The organism is Actinomadura citrea, from assembly GCF_013409045.1.
Lineage (GTDB): Bacteria > Actinomycetota > Actinomycetes > Streptosporangiales > Streptosporangiaceae > Spirillospora > Spirillospora citrea.
The window spans coordinates 2,294,289-2,312,904 of sequence record NZ_JACCBT010000001.1 but is presented as its reverse complement, the minus strand read 5'-3'; the positions used below and the strand labels follow the sequence as shown (position 1 = coordinate 2,312,904).

General features: G+C 73.9%; 18 protein-coding genes. 12 read left to right on the top strand and 6 right to left on the bottom strand.

The window, feature by feature from the left end; all coding sequences use genetic code 11:
- The first annotated feature begins 30 nt into the window (after positions 1 to 30).
- The 4 genes from BJ999_RS10905 to BJ999_RS10890 are packed head-to-tail and all read left to right on the top strand — an operon-like array spanning position 31 to position 4,485.
- Positions 31 to 1,266, top strand: coding sequence for a cytochrome P450 (locus BJ999_RS10905; RefSeq protein WP_179833190.1), 1,236 nt, complete (start codon positions 31 to 33; stop codon positions 1,264 to 1,266).
- Between the two features lie 28 nt (positions 1,267 to 1,294).
- Positions 1,295 to 2,578, top strand: coding sequence for a glycosyltransferase family 4 protein (locus tag BJ999_RS10900; protein WP_179833189.1), 1,284 nt, complete (start codon positions 1,295 to 1,297; stop codon positions 2,576 to 2,578).
- Positions 2,579 to 2,618: 40 nt separating this feature from the next.
- The gene (locus tag BJ999_RS10895; protein WP_179838463.1) at positions 2,619 to 3,380 is read left to right on the top strand and encodes a class I SAM-dependent methyltransferase; all 762 of its coding nucleotides are present in this window, start codon (positions 2,619 to 2,621) and stop codon (positions 3,378 to 3,380) included.
- Positions 3,370 to 4,485, top strand: a complete 1,116-nt coding sequence (locus BJ999_RS10890; protein ID WP_179833188.1) for a glycoside hydrolase family 15 protein — start codon at positions 3,370 to 3,372, stop codon at positions 4,483 to 4,485. Before BJ999_RS10895 ends, BJ999_RS10890 begins: the two co-directional genes overlap by 11 nt.
- A gap of 40 nt (positions 4,486 to 4,525) precedes the next feature.
- On the opposite strand, the gene BJ999_RS10885 is transcribed toward BJ999_RS10890, so the two are convergent.
- Positions 4,526 to 5,182 (bottom strand): class I SAM-dependent methyltransferase, encoded by a 657-nt coding sequence (locus BJ999_RS10885; protein WP_179838462.1) that lies wholly within the window; start codon positions 5,180 to 5,182, stop codon positions 4,526 to 4,528.
- A 238-nt stretch (positions 5,183 to 5,420) separates the two neighbouring features.
- Between BJ999_RS10885 and BJ999_RS10880 the strand changes: the two genes are divergently transcribed.
- From BJ999_RS10880 to BJ999_RS10865, 4 genes are all read left to right on the top strand, one after another.
- Complete coding sequence (locus tag BJ999_RS10880) at positions 5,421 to 5,612, top strand: ferredoxin (protein ID WP_179833187.1); 192 nt, start codon at positions 5,421 to 5,423, stop codon at positions 5,610 to 5,612.
- A gap of 75 nt (positions 5,613 to 5,687) precedes the next feature.
- Positions 5,688 to 6,776 carry a Zn-dependent alcohol dehydrogenase gene (locus BJ999_RS10875; RefSeq protein WP_179833186.1) on the top strand — a complete coding sequence of 363 codons (1,089 nt, stop codon included), beginning with the start codon at positions 5,688 to 5,690 and terminating at the stop codon, positions 6,774 to 6,776.
- Positions 6,777 to 6,904: 128 nt separating this feature from the next.
- Complete coding sequence (locus BJ999_RS10870) at positions 6,905 to 8,752, top strand: endonuclease/exonuclease/phosphatase (RefSeq protein ID WP_229810481.1); 1,848 nt, start codon at positions 6,905 to 6,907, stop codon at positions 8,750 to 8,752.
- 148 nt (positions 8,753 to 8,900) lie between these two features.
- The gene (locus BJ999_RS10865) at positions 8,901 to 9,086 is read left to right on the top strand and encodes a hypothetical protein (protein ID WP_179833185.1); all 186 of its coding nucleotides are present in this window, start codon (positions 8,901 to 8,903) and stop codon (positions 9,084 to 9,086) included.
- A gap of 230 nt (positions 9,087 to 9,316) precedes the next feature.
- Here BJ999_RS10865 and BJ999_RS10860 read toward each other — a convergent pair whose 3' ends face one another.
- Positions 9,317 to 11,806 (bottom strand): hypothetical protein, encoded by a 2,490-nt coding sequence (locus BJ999_RS10860; protein WP_179833184.1) that lies wholly within the window; start codon positions 11,804 to 11,806, stop codon positions 9,317 to 9,319.
- Between the two features lie 113 nt (positions 11,807 to 11,919).
- Positions 11,920 to 12,483 carry a DUF1707 SHOCT-like domain-containing protein gene (locus BJ999_RS10855; RefSeq protein ID WP_179833183.1) on the bottom strand — a complete coding sequence of 188 codons (564 nt, stop codon included), beginning with the start codon at positions 12,481 to 12,483 and terminating at the stop codon, positions 11,920 to 11,922.
- 206 nt (positions 12,484 to 12,689) lie between these two features.
- On the opposite strand from BJ999_RS10855, the gene BJ999_RS10850 reads away from it, so the two are divergent.
- From BJ999_RS10850 to BJ999_RS10840, 3 genes are all read left to right on the top strand, one after another.
- A complete protein-coding gene (locus BJ999_RS10850) occupies positions 12,690 to 13,274 on the top strand; it encodes a Uma2 family endonuclease (protein ID WP_179833182.1) in 585 nt (194 codons plus the stop codon).
- An 80-nt stretch (positions 13,275 to 13,354) separates the two neighbouring features.
- Positions 13,355 to 14,272, top strand: a complete 918-nt coding sequence (locus BJ999_RS10845) for an NADP-dependent oxidoreductase (protein WP_179838460.1) — start codon at positions 13,355 to 13,357, stop codon at positions 14,270 to 14,272.
- A gap of 9 nt (positions 14,273 to 14,281) precedes the next feature.
- Positions 14,282 to 14,980, top strand: a complete 699-nt coding sequence (locus tag BJ999_RS10840) for a cupin domain-containing protein (protein ID WP_229810482.1) — start codon at positions 14,282 to 14,284, stop codon at positions 14,978 to 14,980.
- A 9-nt stretch (positions 14,981 to 14,989) separates the two neighbouring features.
- On the opposite strand, the gene BJ999_RS10835 is transcribed toward BJ999_RS10840, so the two are convergent.
- Entirely contained in the window at positions 14,990 to 15,475 is a 486-nt protein-coding gene (locus tag BJ999_RS10835; RefSeq protein WP_179278991.1) for a MarR family winged helix-turn-helix transcriptional regulator, read from the bottom strand.
- Positions 15,476 to 15,540: 65 nt separating this feature from the next.
- Here BJ999_RS10835 and BJ999_RS10830 point away from each other — a divergent pair, with 65 nt between their 5' ends.
- The gene (locus BJ999_RS10830) at positions 15,541 to 16,392 is read left to right on the top strand and encodes an LLM class F420-dependent oxidoreductase (protein ID WP_179833181.1); all 852 of its coding nucleotides are present in this window, start codon (positions 15,541 to 15,543) and stop codon (positions 16,390 to 16,392) included.
- Positions 16,393 to 16,412: 20 nt separating this feature from the next.
- Here the strand turns inward: BJ999_RS10830 and BJ999_RS10825 are convergent, their stop codons facing one another.
- Complete coding sequence (locus BJ999_RS10825) at positions 16,413 to 17,417, bottom strand: sugar phosphate isomerase/epimerase family protein (protein WP_179833180.1); 1,005 nt, start codon at positions 17,415 to 17,417, stop codon at positions 16,413 to 16,415.
- Positions 17,414 to 18,556 carry a Gfo/Idh/MocA family protein gene (locus tag BJ999_RS10820; RefSeq protein WP_179833179.1) on the bottom strand — a complete coding sequence of 381 codons (1,143 nt, stop codon included), beginning with the start codon at positions 18,554 to 18,556 and terminating at the stop codon, positions 17,414 to 17,416. Before BJ999_RS10820 ends, BJ999_RS10825 begins: the two co-directional genes overlap by 4 nt.
- Between the last annotated feature and the right edge of the window lie 60 nt (positions 18,557 to 18,616).

The following is an 18,616-nucleotide window of genomic DNA, read 5'->3' as shown; positions in this document are numbered from 1 at the left end:
CCATCACTCCGGACGAGGAGGTTCGAGGCGATGACCACCACCCCCGACATCGAACTGGTCGACCCGGGACCGTACGAGCACAGCGGCGTCCCGCACGGGCAGCTGGCATGGCTGCGCGAGCACGAGCCGGTGTACCGCCACCACGGCGACCCGGAGCTGGACCACCCGCCGTTCTGGGCGGTAACCCGGCACGAGGACGTCGTGCACGTCTCGCGGCACCCGGAGATCTTCTCGTCCTGGCAGCGGCTGGCGCTGTTCCACGAGTCGCCGGAGGACCAGATCGTCCTGCAGCGGATGATGATGCTCAACCAGGACCCGCCGGAGCACTCGCGCAAGCGGAGCATCGTCAACCGGGGCTTCACCCCGCGCGCGATCGGCGCCCTGGAGCAGCACATCCGGGACATCTGCCGGCGCCTCGTGGCCGAGACCGCCGAGCGCGGGCAGGAGGCCGACTTCGTCCGCGACCTGGCGGCGCCGCTGCCGCTGTACGTGATCTGCGAGCTGCTCGGCGCCCCGCCCGAGGACCGGGAGAAGATCTTCCACTGGTCGAACACGCTGATCGGCGGGGACGACCCGGACTTCCAGCGGACGCCGGAGGAGGGGCAGCAGGCGGCGACGGAGCTGTACGCCTACGCCAACGAGCTGGCCGCCGACCGGAGGGAGAACCCGCGCGAGGACATCGTCACCCGGCTGCTCCAGCCGGACGCCGGCGGCGAGGTGCTGACCGGGGACGAGTTCGAGCTGTTCGTGATGCTGCTGTCGGTCGCCGGGAACGAGACGACCCGCAACGCGGCGTCCGGCGGCATGCTCGCGCTCCTGGAGCATCCCGAGGAGTGGGAGCGGATGAAGGCCGACCCGTCCCTGGTCCGGACGGCGGCGGACGAGATCGTCCGCTGGGTCACCCCGGTCAACATGTTCCGGCGCACGGCCGTCCGGGACACCGAGATCGGCGGCCGGGCGATCGCCGAGGGCGACAAGGTCGTGGTGTTCTACTCCTCGGCCAACCGCGACGAGGCGGTGTTCGCCGACCCGTACCGCTTCGACGTGGGCCGGGACCCGAACCCCCACCTGGGCTTCGGCGGCGGCGGTCCGCACTTCTGCCTGGGCGCCCATCTCGCCCGGCTTGAGCTGAGTGTGCTTTTCGAAACACTCTTGGACACCATGCCCAATATTGAACTCAACGGTAACGTTCGCAGGCTAAGGTCTAGTTTCATCAACGGTGTAAAGGAGATGCCGGTACGGGTGCGTCCGGCGTCTCTCGACTGACGGGAGTGGTGCGTGGGCAGGGGATGGCGTGGGTGAGGCAGGCGAGGCGGGCGGTCCGTTGCGGGTGGCCCTGCTCTCGTACCGCAGCAAGCCGCACTGCGGCGGCCAGGGCGTCTACCTCCGGCATCTGACCCGGGAGCTGGTCGACCTCGGTCACACCGTGGAGGTCGTCTCCGGCCAGCCGTACCCGGAGCTCGACCGCGAGGAGATCACCCTCACCAAGCTGCCGAGCCTGGACCTGTACCGGGACGAGGACCCTTTCCGCACCCCTGCCCTCGGCGAGTTCCGCGACTGGCTGGACGTCCTGGAGTTCGCGCACATGAGGACCGGCGGCTTCCCCGAGCCGCTGACCTTCAGCCTGCGCGCCCTGCGGCTGCTGCGGGAGCGCCGCCGCGACTTCGACGTCGTGCACGACAACCAGGTCCTCGGCGTCGGCAACCTCGGCATCGCCCGGCTGGGGCTGCCGCTGGTGACGAGCATCCACCACCCGATCAGCGTCGACCGGCGGATCGAGATCGAGGCCGCCCGCGGCCTCAAGCAGAAGCTCGGCAAGCGCCGCTGGTACGGGTTCGTCGGGATGCAGTCGCAGGTGTCGCGGCGCATCGGGCCGGTGCTGACGGTGTCGGAGTCCTCCAAGGTCGACATCGTCAAGGACTTCAAGGTCGACCCGCGCGACATCGACATCCTGCCGCTCGGCGTCGACACCCGGATCTTCCACCCGCGCGGCGAGCGCGTCCCCGGCCGGATCGTGGCGATGGCCAGCGCCGACGCGCCGATCAAGGGCGTGGACGTGCTGCTGCGCGCGGTCGCCAAGGTCGCCACCGAGCGCGACGTCCACGTGATCGTGGTCAGCCGGCCGCAGAAGGACGGCCCGACCGAGCGGCTCGTGCGCGAGCTGGCGCTCGGCGAGCGGGTCCGGTTCGTCAGCGGCATCAGCGACGGCGAGCTGGGCGAGCTGCTGGCCTCCGCGGAGACCGCCGTCGTGCCGTCGCGCTACGAGGGGTTCTCGCTGCCGGCCGTGGAGCACATGGCGTCCGGGACGCCGCTGGTGGCGAGCCGCGCCGGCGCCCTGCCCGAGGTCGTGGGCGACGCCGGGATCCTGGTCGCGCCGGGTGACGTGGAGGAACTGGCCGCGACCCTGCACCGCTTGCACGACTCCGCGGAGGAGCGTGCGCGGGTGGGAGCCGCCGGCCTCGCGCGCGTCCAGCAGCGGTTCGCCTGGCCCGCCGTGGCGCAGGCCACCGTGGAGCACTACCGGGCAGCCGTCGCCCAGCAGAAGTACCGGCGCCTAGCCGCGCGCAAGGGCAAGTGAGGGCGTCCGCGGACGCCCTCTGATCGGAAGGAGCACGACCCTGCTGACCGTGGATTTCCAGCGGTTCCGCGTCTCCCCTGGAGACCGCGTCCTCGACATGGGATGCGGCGCCGGACGGCACGCCTTCGAGCTGTACCGGCGGGGTGCGCACGTCGTGGCCTTCGACCAGGATGCCGGTGAGCTGTCCGGCGTCGACAAGATGTTCGGGGCGATGCGCCTCGAAGGCCAGGTGCCCGAGGACGCGACCGCCGAGACCGTGCAGGGCGACGCGCTGGACCTGCCGTTCCCCGACGACCACTTCGACGCGATCGTCGCGTCGGAGGTGCTGGAGCACATCCCCGACGACATGCGGGCGATGCGCGAGCTGCTGCGCGTCCTCAGGCCGGGCGGCAGGCTAGCGGTGACGGTGCCGAGCTGGCTGCCCGAGCGGGTCTGCTGGGCCCTGTCCGAGGACTACCACACCGCCCCCGGCGGGCACGTGCGGATCTACACCCGCGCCGAGCTGGAGGCCAAGCTGAAGTCGGTCGGCTTCCGGGTCGGCGGCCACCACCACGCGCACGGGCTGCACGCCCCCTACTGGTGGATCAAGTGCGCGGTGGGCGTGGACAACGACGGCAACCCGCTCGCCAAGGCCTACCACCAGATCCTCGTCTGGGACATCATGAAGCGGCCGCTCGCCACCCGGCTGGCCGAGCGCGTCATGAACCCGCTGATCGGCAAGAGCGTCGTCGTCTACTTCGCCAAGCCCGCCGCACCGGACGCGCCGGCGGCCCCGGCCAGGGAGACGGCGGATGCGGTCTGAGACCGCCCCGCCCTCGGTTCCCGGAGTCCTGACGGCCGGCGACGTCGTCGCCACGGCGCGGAGCATCGCTGCGCAGCAGGAGGCCTCCGGCGCGATCCCGTGGTTCTCGCCGACGCACGGCGTCCCCGGCCACGTGGACGCCTGGAACCACGTCGAGGCGGCCATGGCCCTGTCGGTCGCCGGGCTCGGCGCCGAGGCCAGGCGGGCCTACGAGTGGCTGCGCGGCGTCCAGCGCCCGGACGGGTCGTGGCCCGCGAAATGGGTGCTGGGCGAGGTCACCGAGCCGGGCGGGGAGTCCAACCACGCCGCCTACGTCGCGGTGGGCGTCTGGCACGAGCTGCTGACGACCGGCGACGAGGACTTCGCCCGGCACATGTGGCCGGCGGTCCGGCGGGCGATCGACTTCACGCTCGGGCTGCAGACCGGGCGCGGCGAGATCATCTGGATCCGGCACGAGAGCGGCGAGCCGTCCGACCACGCGCTGCTGACCGGCTGCTCGTCGATCTACCAGTCGCTGCGCTGCGCGGTCGCGCTGGCCGAGCGGCTCGGCGAGCACCAGCCGGACTGGGAGCTCGCCGCCGACCAGCTCGGGCACGTGGTGGCCGCGCATCCGGAGGCGTTCGCCGACAAGAGCCGCTGGTCGATGGACTGGTACTACCCGGTGCTCGGCGGCCCCGTGCGCGGCGCGGACGCGGCACGCCGCTTCGAGGAGGCCTGGGACACCTTCGTGGTGCCGGGCCTCGGCTGCCGCTGCGTCTCCGACCAGCCGTGGGTGACGGCGGCGGAGAGCTGCGAGCTGGTGCTGGCGCTGGACGCCGCGGGCGACCGCGACCGCGCGCTGGAGCTGTTCACCACCATCCAGCACCTCCGGCACGAGGACGGCTCGTACTGGACGGGCTGGCAGTTCGAGAACGAGCGGCACTTCCCCGGGGACCGTTCCACCTACACGGCGGCGGCGGTGGTCCTGGCGGCGGACGCGCTGGCGGACGCCTCCCCCGGCTCCCGGCTCTTCAAGGAGATCGCGGGACGGCCGCTCGGACCGTCCGAGGCGTCCGACCCGCTGGCGTGCGGCTGCGCGCTCGTCGCGGCCGCCAACCGCGCCTGACCGGGCTCCCCCGGTCAGGCGCCCGCGCGGGCGGGGCGGGTCAGGCGGGCGAGAGCGGGTCGGCGTCGCCGACGCGTTCCAGGACGCGCAGCGAGCCCTCCGCCCGGCGCTCCTCGAAGGCGCCGCTCGCCAGCGCCCGCAGGTAGACGTGGTACGGCGGCCGCCCGCCGTCCCGGGGGTCGGGGAAGACGTCGTGGATCACCAGGGCCCCGCCGACGGCGACGTGCGGCGCCCACCCCTCGTAGTCGCCCTGCGCGTGCTCCTCGGCGTGGCCGCCGTCGATGAACAGCAGCGCCAGCGGCGTCCGCCAGAACGCCGAGACGGTGCGGGACTGCCCGACGACGGCGACGACCTCGTCCTCCAGCCCGGCGGCGGCGATCGTCGCGCGGAACTTGGGCAGGGTGTCCATCCGGCCGGTGCACGGGTCGACCAGGGACGGGTCGTGGTGCTCCCAGCCCGCCTGGTTCTCCTCCGAGCCGTGGTGGTGGTCGACGGTGACCAGGACCGTGCCCGCCTGCCTGGCGGCGGCCCCCAGGTACACGGCGGACTTGCCGCAGTAGGTGCCGACCTCCAGCATGGGCCCTGTCCCGGCCAGGCGGCCGCCGTACTCCAGGCCCGTCTCGTACAGCGCGAGGCCCTCGGCGTCCGGCATGAAGCCCCTGGCGCCGCGCGCGGCGCGCAGCAGCTCGGCGGGCATCGGCGGTGCCGCCGGCGGTACGTCCTGGCTGGTCGTCCCCGGTCCGGTGGACGCCTTGGTGTGGGTCATCGATCTCCTCCGTCCGGGCACCATATCCGACATCGCCCGGATGAGACGCGAGTCTCACGCGGACTCTTGCCGCACCAGACTGGAACATGTTCTACTTTCGGGGTGAGCCACCCGTTTCCGAACGATATTCGGTAGGTTGACGGGTGAGTCCCCCGAACGGAGCAGAGCGATGAGAGTACGAGTCGACCCTCTGGTGTGCGAGGCGAACGCCGTGTGCGTCGGGCTCGCCCCCGAGGTCTTCGACCTCGACGACGATGACGAGCTGCGGATCCTGCGGCCGGACGTCCCGCCCGAGGAGCAGGACCGCGTCCGCCACGCGGTGCGGTCGTGCCCGAAGGCCGCGCTGACGCTGGAGGAGTAGCCGGACGGCTGCCCCCGGTCCCCGTTCACCCACCCCAGACCCCCCGGCAACAGCTCAGGCACAGTGGAGGCAGCCATGGCACGCGCCGCGGTACTGCATGCGGTCGGCGACAAGGAACTCGACCTGCGCGACGACGTCTCGACGATCGATCCGGGTCCCGACCAGGTCAAGGTCCAGATCAAGGCGACCGGGGTCTGCCATTCGGACCTGTCCACCATGACCGGCGTGCTGCCGTCCGCGATGCCGACGGTCATCGGCCACGAGGGCGCCGGGGTCGTGGCGGAGGTCGGCGAGCGGGTGACCGGCGTCCGGCCGGGCGACCACGTCGTCGTCAACTGGACGCCCGACTGCGGCGAGTGCGGCGAGTGCCTGCGCGGCGAGCCCTACCTGTGCATGACCTACCTTGCGCAGTCGTTCTCCACGCCCGGGTTCACCCTCGGCGACGGCAGCCCCGCGTTCGGCATGGCGGGCACCGGCACCTGGGCGGAGGAGATCGTGCTCCCCCGCCGCGGTGTGATCAAGATCGCGGAGGACATCCCGTTCGAGTACGCGGCCCTGCTCGGCTGCGGCATCCCCACCGGCGTCGGCGCCGTGATCAACACGGCGAAGGTCACGCCGGGCTCCAAGGTCGCGGTGGTCGGCGCGGGCGGCGTCGGGCTCTCCGTCATTCAGGGCGCCAAGATCGCGGGCGCGTCGACCATCCTGGCGATCGACCCGAACGAGGCCAAGCACCCCATCGCCAAGCAGTTCGGCGCGACCCACACCGCGACGCTGGAGGACCTGGAGCAGACCAAGGGGCTCCTCACCGGCGGCGCGGGCTTCGACTACACCTTCGAGGTCGTCGGCAAGTCCGCGGCGATCACCACGGCGTGGAACACGACCCGGCGCGGCGGCGACGTCATCGTCGTGGGCGCCGGCGCCGCCGACGACGACTGGAGCCAGACGGCGTTCGCGCTGCTGTTCGACGGCAAGAGCCTGAAGCCGTCCCTGTACGGCGGCTGCGACCTCAAGCGCGACATCCCGCTGTTCGTCGACCTGTGGCGCGCCGGGAAGCTCGACATCGACAGCCTCATCACCCGCCGGATCGCCTTCGAGGACCTGAACGACGCCGTCCGCGCCCTCACCAACGGCGAAGTCATCCGCCAGGTCGTCGTGTTCGATTAGCCTCGGCGGGCGACTTCGGACGCGATCGCGGCCCCGGGTTGGCGCGTGGTCGGGGCGGGGGCGTGTTCCAGGCGCGTATCATCCTTGTCTGTTCGGGTCGGGCGGCGAGTCGTCATGGAGCGCGGTTGGTGCACGGTCTGCGGTGGCTCCCGGTCGCGGTCACGGCGGCGCTCTCGGTCGCCCTTCTCCCGGCCTCGGCGGCGCAGGCCGCGCCTCGGGTCGTCCGGATTCACAACATCCAGGGCGCGGCGCACATCTCGCCCCTGAACGGGTTCGCGGTCGCCCGGGTCCCGGGCGTCGTGACGGCGGTGACCGCCAACGGCTTCTGGATGCAGGACCCGCGTCCCGACAGGAGCGCCGCGACGTCCGAGGGCGTCTTCGTCTTCACCCGCGACCGGCCGCGGGCGGCGGTCGGCGACGCGGTCCGGGTGGACGGCAGGGTCAGCGAGTTCCGGCCGGGCGGCGGCGCCTCCGGCGGGCTGACCCGGACGGAGATCGACGCCACCGCGACCACGGTCGACGCGCACGGGAAGCCGCCGCCCGCCCTGGTGCTCGGCGCGGGCGGGCTCAGGCCGCCGGGCGTGGTCGACCACGGGCTGGGGAACGTGGAGCGCGGCGGCGCGTTCGACACCCGCCGTGACGCCCTGGACTTCTACGAGGCCCTCGAAGGCATGCGGATCGAGCTCCGCGACGCCGTCGCGGCCGGGCCGTCCCGCGACGGCGAGCTGCCCGTGCTGCCCTCCGGGGGCGCCGGCGCCAAGCCGCGGACGGCGCGCGGCGGCGTCCTGCTGCGCGACGGCGACGCCAACCCGGAGCGGGTCATCCTCGACGACGCGCTCGCCCCGCTGCCCGGCATGGACGTCGGCGACCGGCTGCCCGGCGCGAACGCCGGGGTCCTCGACTACTCCTACGGCGACTACAAGCTGCTGCTCACCGCGACGCCGCGGCGCGCCGCCGGCGGGCTCGCCCGCGAGGCGACCCGGGCGCAGCGCCCCGGCGAACTCGCCGTCGCCACCGCCGGGCTGGCCGGGCTGAACCCCGACGCCCCGGCCGCGCGGTTCGACGCCGCGGCGCGCGACATCGTGGACGGCCTGCGCTCCCCCGACCTCGTCGCGGTGAGCGGCCTCGGCGACAACAGCGGCGCCGACGACGACGGCACCGTCGCCGACGACCAGAGCGTCGCGCAGCTGATCACGGCGATCAGCGCGGCGGGCGGCCCCGCCTACGACTGGCGCTCGGTCGACCCGCGCGACAACGCCGACGGCGGGCGCAAGGGCGCCAACGACCGGGTGGGGTTCCTGTTCCGCACCGACCGCGGGCTCTCGTTCGTCGACCGCCCGTCGCTGGCCGACCCCGTCCCCGACGATCCGCCCGCGCGGCCCGACCCGGCGGTCACGCCGGTCAGGGCCGTCCCGCGCGGCGGCGCGGCGGGGCTCACGCTGAGCCCCGGCCGGATCGCGCCGGGCGACGCCGCGTGGGCCGGCGCCCGCAAGCCGATCGCCGGGGAGCTGACCTGGCGGGGCCGCCGCATCATCGTCGTCGCGAACCAGTGGTTCCCCCGCACCGGCGACGACCAGCCGCTGTTCGGGCGCAGCCAGCCGCCGTCCCAGCCCACCCAGTGGCGCCGGGACGCGCAGGCCCGCGTGGTCGCGGGCTTCGTGAACTCCGTCCGGAAGGTGGACGCGCGGGCCCGCGTGATCGTGGCGGGCGACCTCGGCGACCGCGGGACCTCCGCCCCCGTCCGCACCCTCGCCCAGGGCGCGGGTCTCGTCGACCTTCCCGCGGAGCTGCCCGCGGGCGACCGCTACACGGCGGTGACCGCCGGCAACGCCGAGGATCTCGACCACATCCTGCTGAGCCCGTCGCTGCGCCGGAACCGGCACGAGTTCGACGTGGTGCACCGCAGCGCGGAGTTCGCCGACCGCGCGGGCGACCGCGACCCCACGGTCGTCCGCATTGCGGTGACCGGCCGGTAGCGGTCGGTGACGGCCGATAGGGTTCCCGAATTTGGGAGATGCCGAAAGTAGCGTCATGGTTAGGTCCGGAATACCTCCGGGGTTTTTCTTCTGACCGGCGGGGCAGCGTCCGATCGGCACAACCCCCCACCGGGAGGAGACGCCTTCCATGGCGACCCGATATCGGCCGCACATCAGCATCCTCGGCCTCATCTACCTGATCATCGGCGTGTTCATCGCCTGGGACCGCGGCTACATCACCGAGGGCCTGGTCGAGAAGATCGTCAGCGCGGTGCTGGCCATCTTCCTCTGGATCCTCGTCCTGCTCGGTGTGGACTTCCACATCAACTTCTGAGCCCCCACGTCCCCCGAACCGGGCACGGGCCGTCCCTCTCCCCCGCAGAGGGACGGCCCGTGTCCTTGTCGACAGGTGCACGTCGCCACTCGGCCATAGACCGCAAGTGCGGCAAAGGTTACTTTCCGCTCATGACGAAAAAGGACTGCAGTTGCGGACATGGCGGCGGATGCTCGTGCGCGAAGGGCTGCTCCTGCGGCTGCAACGGCTGACCGCCGCGCACCCCGTGCTCACCTGAGGGCGGGGGCGCGCAGGAGAATCGGGGCGTCCGCGTCGGTGCCGGTCGCCAGGATGGTGGAGCCCATGGCGGTCAGGGCCGTGAGCCGCTGTTCACCGGGGCCGGTGAGACCGGGGACGGCGACGCGCCGCCAGTTCATGCCGTCGGGCGACGTCAGGACGGCCGCGTCGTCCTTCGCGGAGGCCGCCGCGACGAAGCCGCCGGGCGTCGCCGCGATGGCGGTGGCGGTCAGGCCGGGACCGAGGTCGCGCCGCGTCCACGTCGCGCCGGCGTCGGTGGACACCAGCGCGGCCGCGCCGCCGGCGATGGCGACCAGGGTGTCGCCCTTGGCGGCGACCTGGGTGAGCGGAGCGGTGAGGCCGGGCGGAAGCTTGGCGGCGGTCCAGGTGAGGCCGTCCGGGGACGTCCAGGCCGCGGGCACCTTGCCGCGTCCGCCGACCGCCGCGTAGGCCCTGCTCGTGGCGGTCACGTCGGCCGGGGCGCCGTCCAGGCCCGCGCGGCTCCAGGTGCGCAGGTCGGTCGAGCGCCAGGCCACGCCGGTCCCGACCGCGACGTAGCCGGACGGGCCGGCGGCGGCGGCCACCGGCGGCGGGCCCGCCGGGAACTCGGGCTTCTGCCAGGTGAGCCCGTCCTGCGAGGTCAGCGCGAGGGGGCCGGGGGACGTGCCCGACACGCGGCCGACGGCCAGCCAGCCGCGCCCGCCGCGAACGGTGTCGAGCAGGAGGCCGGCCGTGGCGGGGAACCCGGCGCGCTTCCACGCGCGGCCGTCGGGGGCCGTCCAGATCGCCGCGTTGCCGTTGGTGCTGCCCACCGCGACGGACAGGCCCGGCCCCGCGGCCAGCGACCTGACCGAGCGCTCCGGGTGGACGGCGCCCGGGACGGTGCGCAGGTCCACGCCGAACAGGTAGCCGTCGTCGCCCTGCCGCCCGGAGACGGCGATCTTCCCGTCGGCGACCGTCAGGCCGCTGCTGCGCACCGGCGCCGCGATGGTGCCTCCCGGCTGCCAGGTGCGGCCGTCCGTGCTGCGCAGCACGGTACGCGCGCCCTTCGCACCCTGGACGATGACGGCGAGGCCCGAGGGGGTGCCGTCGAAGCGCTCGATGCCGGCGCCGCCGAACCGGCCCGCGGCCTGCCACCTGCCGCCGTCCGCCGAGGTGAACAGGACACCGAAGCGCGTCGTCCTGCGATGCTTCTTGCGGCCGGTCGTCCGCCTGCCCTCGCGGACGGTCGCGAACCCGCCGGGGCCGACCGCCAGGCCCTTCGCCGGCCCGTACGAGCCCTGCGCCTGCGGGACGCCGACGAGCGCCCACGTCCGGCCGCCGTCGGTGGACCGCCAGAGGCCGTCGGTCCGCACGGTCCGCGTGACCTTCTTCTTGCCCCGCTTCTGCGTGACCCTCTTGCCGTACGTTCCGTGGACCACGACCGCGTTCCCGGACGCCGCGACGCGGTCGAGGGCGATGACCCCCGGGATGCCGTCGACGCGCTGCCACGCGCGCCCGTCCGCCGAGCTCCAGGCCACCGCGCGGCCGCCGGACGCGCCCACCGCGACGAAACCCTGACCGGTGCGGGCCAGGTCGTTCACCTGGTCGGACGGCGTGAAGCCCGCCGCGGGCGGGCGGCGCGTCCAGGTCGCGGCGTCCTCGCTCGTCCACGCCGTCACGCCGCCTGCGGAGGAGCTGCCGAGCGCCGCCCAGCGGCCCGTGCCGCCGTCGACCAGGCGCGGGGTGTCGCCGGGAGGGACGGCGGAGCCGTCCGCCGAGCGCAGCGCCGCGAGGGACCAGGAGCGCCCCGCGTCGGCGGAGACCAGGAAACGGGCCCGCTCCCGGCCGGGGACGCCGTCGCCCTCGGTGCCCGCCGCGACGACGGTCCCGCCCGCGGAGGCGATGGTCGTGAGGTCCTGGACGAGCCCGTCGCTCGTGGCGGCCGGATCGGGGGCGAACAGCCGGTCCGCCGCGACCGGCCCGGGGACGCCCTGCTCGGCCCGTCCGTCGTCGCCCCGGGACACCGCGAAGATCGCGCCGCCGGCGACCACGGCGAGCCCTGCCGCGACCGCGGCACGCGCGCGCAGCCGCCGCGTCGGCCCGGACCGCATCGCCGGCCGGGGCCGGGGCCGCGCCTTGGGCGGACCGGCGACCAGGACGTCGTGCGGGTCGGGCTTCACCGGTCGCGGCCGCACCGGCTTCGGCTGTGCGGGCGCGGGGGGCCTCGGCCGCGCGGGCGCCTGCGCCGGAGACTCCGCGCGGACGGCGTTGCGGCTCGCGGGCCGCGGCGCGGCCTCCCGGGACGGGGCGCCGTGGCCCCAGTCCAGCCCGGCGGACCGCCACGCCTCGTAGGCGCGCTGCCAGGGCGACCGGGCGGCCGGCATGTCCGCGAGGTCGCCCGCGACACCGAAGGTGAGGCGCCGCCGCACGTGGCGGGAGTCCGCCGGGCCGTCCTCGGCCGTCCGCCGGGCCTCGTGCTGCTCCGGGGTCCTCGCCGTCACACGCGCTCCTTCACGGTCCCTGTCGAGTCACCATCAAATCGCGCCACGGGGCCCCTTGTACTGACATCCGCGTGAACGGCGGCCGATGGGGGCCGCGGGAGCGTTCTATCACCTCACGCCCGAGATGGCCGATCTTTCGCTTCGATCGCTCCCTTGTAGGCGTAGCCCTTGACGCGCAGGACCGGCGCGCCGCTCGGAGGGGCGCCGTAGACCTCGGCGGACACGCCCACGCCGTCCGCCTCCACGCGCACTCCCGGCGGAACGATGATCTGCACGGTGGACTTGTAGGCGAGCACCCACAGGGTCGTGACCTCCCCGTCCAGGTCGGCGTCGCGGAGGTCGAGCAGGCCCGTCCCCTTGTAGACGACGGTGGTGAACCGTTCGGGCAGCCGCCAGCGCCCGGCCTTCGCCACCGACCCCTTGTAGGCGACCTGGAACCGGCCGGCGGGCGCCTTCCCGCTCTCGTCGCGGGCGACCCTCCCGGCCGGCAGGTCGGCGACCAGCGCGCCCAGGTCGTCGTAGGTGCGCGCGGCCAGCGCCAGCTCGATGCGCTCGTCCAGCTCGGCTTCGCTCAGCCGCCCCTCGGCGAAGGCCGTGTGGAGCCGGACGAGCAGCTCGTCACGGTCGCGGTCCGAGGCGCGCACGGCAGGCGCGGCGCGGTCTTGCTCGACGCTCATCGCATCTCTCCTTCGGGCGTTTCCGCCTCGACAGCCTGGCCCCTCCAGCGGCTGGAGGGTCAAGACGCGATGTATCTTAACTCGCCGCCGCTCGGCTTTCGAGACATTCGTCCGCATCCCGACGCGCGATCATGGCTGCGCCCTTTCCGGACGGCCGTCCAGTAGATTCGGATCAGCCCGTTCATCGAGGTGAGGGGGAACGGTCCATGGGCGGGACGGTCGGCCGTGCGCACGGTCCGTACACGCTGTACGACCTGGACGCGCTCCCTGAGGAGGGCCGCCGCTACGAGCTCGCCGACGGCTGGCTCAACGAGCTGCCCGGCGACGTGTGGCACGACCACGCGGCCGTGCAGCTCAAGACGGTCCTGAAGGAGGCGGCCCGGCAGGCGGACGCCGACGTGCACGTCGCCGGCGCGCCGCAGGACGTCACGACCCCGGCGGGCGTCCGCAAGCCGGACGTCTTCGTCGTCGCCCGGGACGTGGCCCGCGCGGCGCTCGAACGCCAGACCCGCACCTACTACGGCCCCGACCTCCTCCTGGTCGCCGAGGTCGTCACGCCGCGCACGGTCAACGAGCAGATCGACCGCGTCCGCAAGGTGGAGGAGTACGCCGCGACCGGCATCCCGCACTACTGGCTCGTCGACCTGGAGCCGCGTCCCGCCGTCACCCTGCTGGAGCTCCAGGACGGCCGCTACGAGGTGGCCGGCAAGGCGCGCTCCGGCGAGACCGTCACCCTGGACCGCCCCTACCCGATCTCCTTCGACCCGGCGCGCCTCTCCGAAATGGACTAGCCGGCGGCGCGGTTCTACGTCCCATGACGGAGAAGACTCGCACCGAAAGAACGCGCACCGAGAAAATGCGCACCGAGAAAATGCGCGCGGTCCGGCAGGACGTCCTCGGCGGGCCCGAGGTGCTCGGGGTGGTCGAGGTCGAGCGGCCGGAGCCGGGGCCCACGGAAGTGCTGGTCCGGGTGCGGGCGGCGGGGGTGAACCCCACCGACTGGAAGCACCGGGCGGGCGGCGGTTTCCTCGGCGACCCCCCGTTCACCCTGGGCTGGGACGTCTCCGGCGTGGTGGAGAAGGTCGGCGTGGGCGTGACGCTGCACAAGCCGGGCGACGAGGTCTTCGGGATGCTCCGGTATCCGTTCGGGGCCGGGTCCCACGCCGAGTACGTCGCGGCGCCGTCCCGGACGTTCGCCGCCAAGCCGTCCGTCCTCGACCATGTGCAGGCCGGGGCCCTGCCGCTGGCCGCGCTGACCGCCTGGCAGGCGCTGGTCGACACCGCCGGGGTGCGCGAGGGCCAGCGGGTGCTGATCCATGCGGCGGCGGGCGGGGTCGGGCATCTGGCGGTGCAGATCGCCAAGGCGCACGGCGCCTACGTGATCGGGACGGCGAGCGAAGGCAAGCACGCCTTCCTGCGCGGGCTCGGCGTGGACGAGGCGATCGACTACCGCGCCGTCGACTTCGCGGACGTCGTCGAGGACGCCGACATCGTGCTCGACACGATCGGCGGCGACTACGGGCCGCGCTCGCTGCGGGTGCTGCGGCCGGGCGGGACGCTGGTGTCGCTCGTGCTCAGCAGGCTCACCGACATGGACGCCGCCGACGTCCGCGCGGAGACCCTGCTCGTCGAGCCCGACCACCACGCGCTGACGCGGATCGCCGCGCTCGCCGAGGCCGGGGAGCTGCGCGCCGAGATCGACTCGGTCTTCCCGCTGGAGGAGGCGGCGAGGGCGCACGAGCGCGGCGAGACCGGCCGCGTCACCGGCAAGATCGTCCTGACGGTCTAGGCTCGGAGCGTGCTGCTGCTCACGACGCTCGACGCCTGGCGGGTCCGGTCCGATCCCCGTTTCGTCCTGCGGGAGGCGGGGGCCGTGTGGGCGCCGGACGACGAGCCCGGGCTGCTGGCCGTCGCCGACCGGGAGTTCACCGGCGGCCTGCTCGTCGCCGTCACCCTGGACCCGGCCCCCGGCGCCGTGCCGGCGCGCGGCGTGATCGACCGCACGACCGCCTCCCGCGTCCGCTACCTGCGGCGCGGCCCCGACGGCCGGCACGTCGCGGTCCTGGACCGGCCGGCGACCGCCGAGGCGCTGGACCTGCTGCCGCATCCGGAGGGCGGCTGGTACCGGGAGACGTGGCGGTCGGACGCGGCGTTCACGCCGGACGGCTACCCGGGCGAGCGGGCGGCCGCCACCGCGATCTACTTCCTGCTGCCGCCCGGCGAGGAGTCGATCTGGCACGCCGTCCGGTCGGCGGAGCTGTGGCTGTGGCACTCCGGGGGCCCGCTGACGCTGTTCCTCGGCGGGGACGGCGACCGGCCGTCGCGGACGCCCGAGACCGTCACGCTCGGCGCGGACGTGGCGGGCGGGCAGGTGCCGCAGGCCATCGTCCCGCCCGGCGCCTGGCAGGCCGCCCGCCCCGCCGGGGACGAGGAGGTCCTGGTCAGCTGCGTCGTCTCCCCCGGCTTCGACTTCGCCGACTTCCGCGCCCTCCCCTGACCGCGGGCCTCACCGCTTGCGGCGCGGGCGCACCGCCTGCTCGGCCCAGAACGGCTCCATGACCCGGCCGATCGCCCGGACCACGATGCTCAGCTCGCCGTCCGACAGCGGGCCGAAGACGTCCGCGCCCACCGCGTCGGCCAGGGCGCGGGCCCGCCGGTGCAGGGCGCGACCGTCCTCGGTGATGCGGACGCGGTACCGCCGCCGGTCGCGCGGGTCGCGGGCGCGTTCGCAGAGGCCGCGCGCCTCCAGGTCGTCCACGAGCCCGACCATCAGCGTGGGATCGAGCAGCAGGTAGTCGGCCATCTCCTGCTGCGACAGCGTCTCGGACGTGCTGAGCATCGCCAGCACCAGGAAGTGCCGCACCCGGATCCCGAGCGGCTCCAGCTCCTCCTCCAGCCGCTGCTCCAGCCACCACCCGCACTTGGACAGCTGGAAGCCCGCCAGGGCCGCGAGCCCCTCCGGCAGCCCGTCGCGCATGGAACCCTCCGCCATGGCAGCAGGGTATATCCGTTCGACCATCGGTTGACTCGATCATAGAAAAGTTCGATTATCTACGAATGGCACCTACTCTCGGGCTCTTCGCCGTCAACCTGCACGCCTGCGCCGATCCGCACGTCGCCGCCCGGATCGCCGCCCTGGCCGAGGACCTCGGTTACGACTCGGTCTGGGCCGGCGACCACGTCGTGCTGCCGCGCCCGCGCGTCGCGCCCTCCCCCGCCGAGCCGGACGCGCCCTTCCTGGACCCGCTGATCGCCCTCGCCCACCTCGCCGGCCGCACCGAGCGCATCGCGCTCGGCACCGGGGTCGTCGTCCTGCCGCAGCGCAACCCGCTGGTCCTCGCCAAGCAGCTCGCCAGCCTCGACGTGCTCAGCCGGGGCAGGCTCGTCTTCGGCATGGCCGCCGGATACCTGGAGCCGGAGATGCGCGCGGTCGGCGTCCCGCCGGAAGGGCGCGGAGCCCGCGCCGACGAGTACCTCGCGGCGATGCGGTCCCTCTGGTACGACGACGAACCGGCCTTCCACGGCCGCCACGTCGACTTCGCGGGCGTGGACGCCCACCCGCGGCCCGTGCAGCGGCCGATCCCCGTCGTGGCGGGCGGCCACAGCCCCGCGGCGCTGCGCCGGGCCGCCCGGCACGCCGACGGCTGGTACGGGTGGATGCTCGGACGCCGGGCCGCCGCGGAGACGATCGCACGGCTGCGGACCCTCACCGCCGAGGCGGGCCGCGATCCCCTGCACGTCTCGATCAGCCCGCCCCGCCTCCCGGACGCCGGGTCCGTCCGCGACTACGCCGAGCTGGGCGCGGACCGGCTCATCGTCGTCCCGCCCATGGGCGTCACGGCATCCGAGCTGGAAAGCTTCGTGACCGCCCACGCCCCCCGCACCCTAGGCGCCCGCCCCGCCCCCTGAGAGAACGGCACACCGCAGGCTCACTCGGAGGAGAACGCCGAATCGAATGCGGTGGTGGGGGGTTCCATGGTGTTGAGGGCGCGGACGAACTGCAGGGCCTCGGGGGCGCCTTGGAGGCGGTCCATTCCGGCGTCCTCCCACTCGACCGAGATCGGGCCGGCGTAGCCGATCGCGTTGAGGGCGCGGAAGACGTCCTCCCACGGGACGTCGCCGCGGCCGGTGGAGATGAAGTCCCACCCCCGCCGCAGGTCCGCCCACGGCAGGTGGGACGACAGGCGCCCACGGCGGCCGTCTCCGGTGCGGACCTTGGTGTCCTTGCAGTCGACGTGGTAGATCCGGTCGCGGAAGTCGAACAGGAAGCCGACCGGGTCGAGCTCCTGCCACACGAAGTGGGACGGGTCGAAGTTCAGCCCGAAGGCGGGACGGTGCCCGATCGCCTCCAGCGTCCGGACGGTCGTCCAGTAGTCGTAGGCGATCTCGCTCGGGTGCACCTCGTGCGCGAACCGCACGCCGACCTCGTCGAACACGTCCAGGATCGGGTTCCAGCGTTCGGCGAAGTCGGCGTAGCCGCGCTCCACCATCGCCTCGGGGGTGGGCGGGAACATCGCGACCGTGTGCCAGATCGAGGAGCCGGTGAACCCGACCACCGTGTCGACGCCGAGCCGCGCGGCGGCGCGGGCGGTGTCCATGATCTCGGCGGCGGCGCGCCCGCGGACGCCCTCGGGCTCCCCGTCGCCCCAGATCCGCTCGGGCAGGATCGCCCGGTGCCGCTCGTCGGGGTTGTCGCAGACGGCCTGCCCGACGAGGTGGTTGGAGATCGCCCACACCTTGAGGTCGTGCTCGGCGAGCGTCTCCAGCTTGCGCGGGACGTAGCCGTCGTCGGCGAGGGCCTTGTCGACCTCGAAGTGGTCGCCCCAGCAGGCGATCTCCAGGCCCTCGTAGCCCCAGCCGGACGCCAGCCGGCAGACCTCCTCGAACGGCAGGTCCGCCCACTGTCCGGTGAACAGCGTGACCGGTCGTGTCATGACTCGCTCCCTTCGACGTCGACCCAGCACCGGGACTCCGCGCTGCCGGCGACCGCGGCGAGGACGCGCTGCACCTGCAGGCCGTCGGCGAACGACGGGCGCGGGTCGGTGCCGTCCGCGATCGCGGTGAGCAGGTCGGCGGCCTGGTGGGTGAACGTGTGCTCGTAGCCCAGCATGTGGCCGGGCGGCCACCACCGGTCCGTGTACGGGTGGACGGGCTCGGTGACGACGATCCTGCGGAAACCGGCGGTGGCGTCGTCCTCGTCGCGGTCGTAGAACCACAGCTCGTTCAGCGACTCCAGGTCGAACGCCAGGGCGCCGGAGGAGCCGCTGACCTCGATCCGCAGCGCGTTCTTGCGGCCGGTGGCGAACCGGGTGGCCTCGAACGAGGCGAGCGCGCCCCCGTCGGTGCGCCCGACGAACAGGGCCGCGTCGTCCACGGTGACGCGCGCCGTCCCGCCGCCGGGGACCGGGCGTTCCGGGACGAACGTGTCCAGCAGCGCCGACACCCCGACGAGGTTCTGCCCGGTGATGAACTGCGCGGTGTCGATGATGTGCGCACCGATGTCGCCGAGCGCGCCCGTCCCGGCCCGGTCGCGGTCCATCCGCCAGGTGAACGGCGCCCGGGGGTCGGCCAGCCAGTCCTGCAGGTACTGGGCCCGGACGTGCCGGACGGCGCCGATGCGGCCCTCGTCCACCAGCCTGCGGGCCAGGGTGACGGCGGGGACGCGCCGGTAGTTGAACCCGACCATCGACCGGACGCCGCGCTCGCGCGCCCGCTCCGCGGCGGCGGCCATCGCCTCGGCCTCCGCGACGGAGTTGGCGAGCGGCTTCTCGCACAGGACGTGCTTGCCCGCGTCGAGCGCGGCGACCGCGATCTCGGCGTGGCTGTCGCCCGGCGTGCAGATGTCGACGAGCTGGACGTCGTCGCGGCGGAGCAGCTCCTTCCAGTCGGTCTCCACCGACGCCCAGCCGAGCGCGTCGGCGGCGGCGCGGGCGCGATCGGCGGAACGTCCTGCCAGGGCGGTCATGACGGGCGTCAGCGGCGGCCCGAAGAACGGCCCCACGCTGCGCCACGCCTGGGAGTGGGCGCGTCCCATGAACGCGTGCCCGACCATCCCGACTCCGACGGTCGTCATGTTCAGCTCACCTCTCTGTGTCGTGTTCCGGGGGCGGCCCCCGGCCCCCCGGAGGACCGG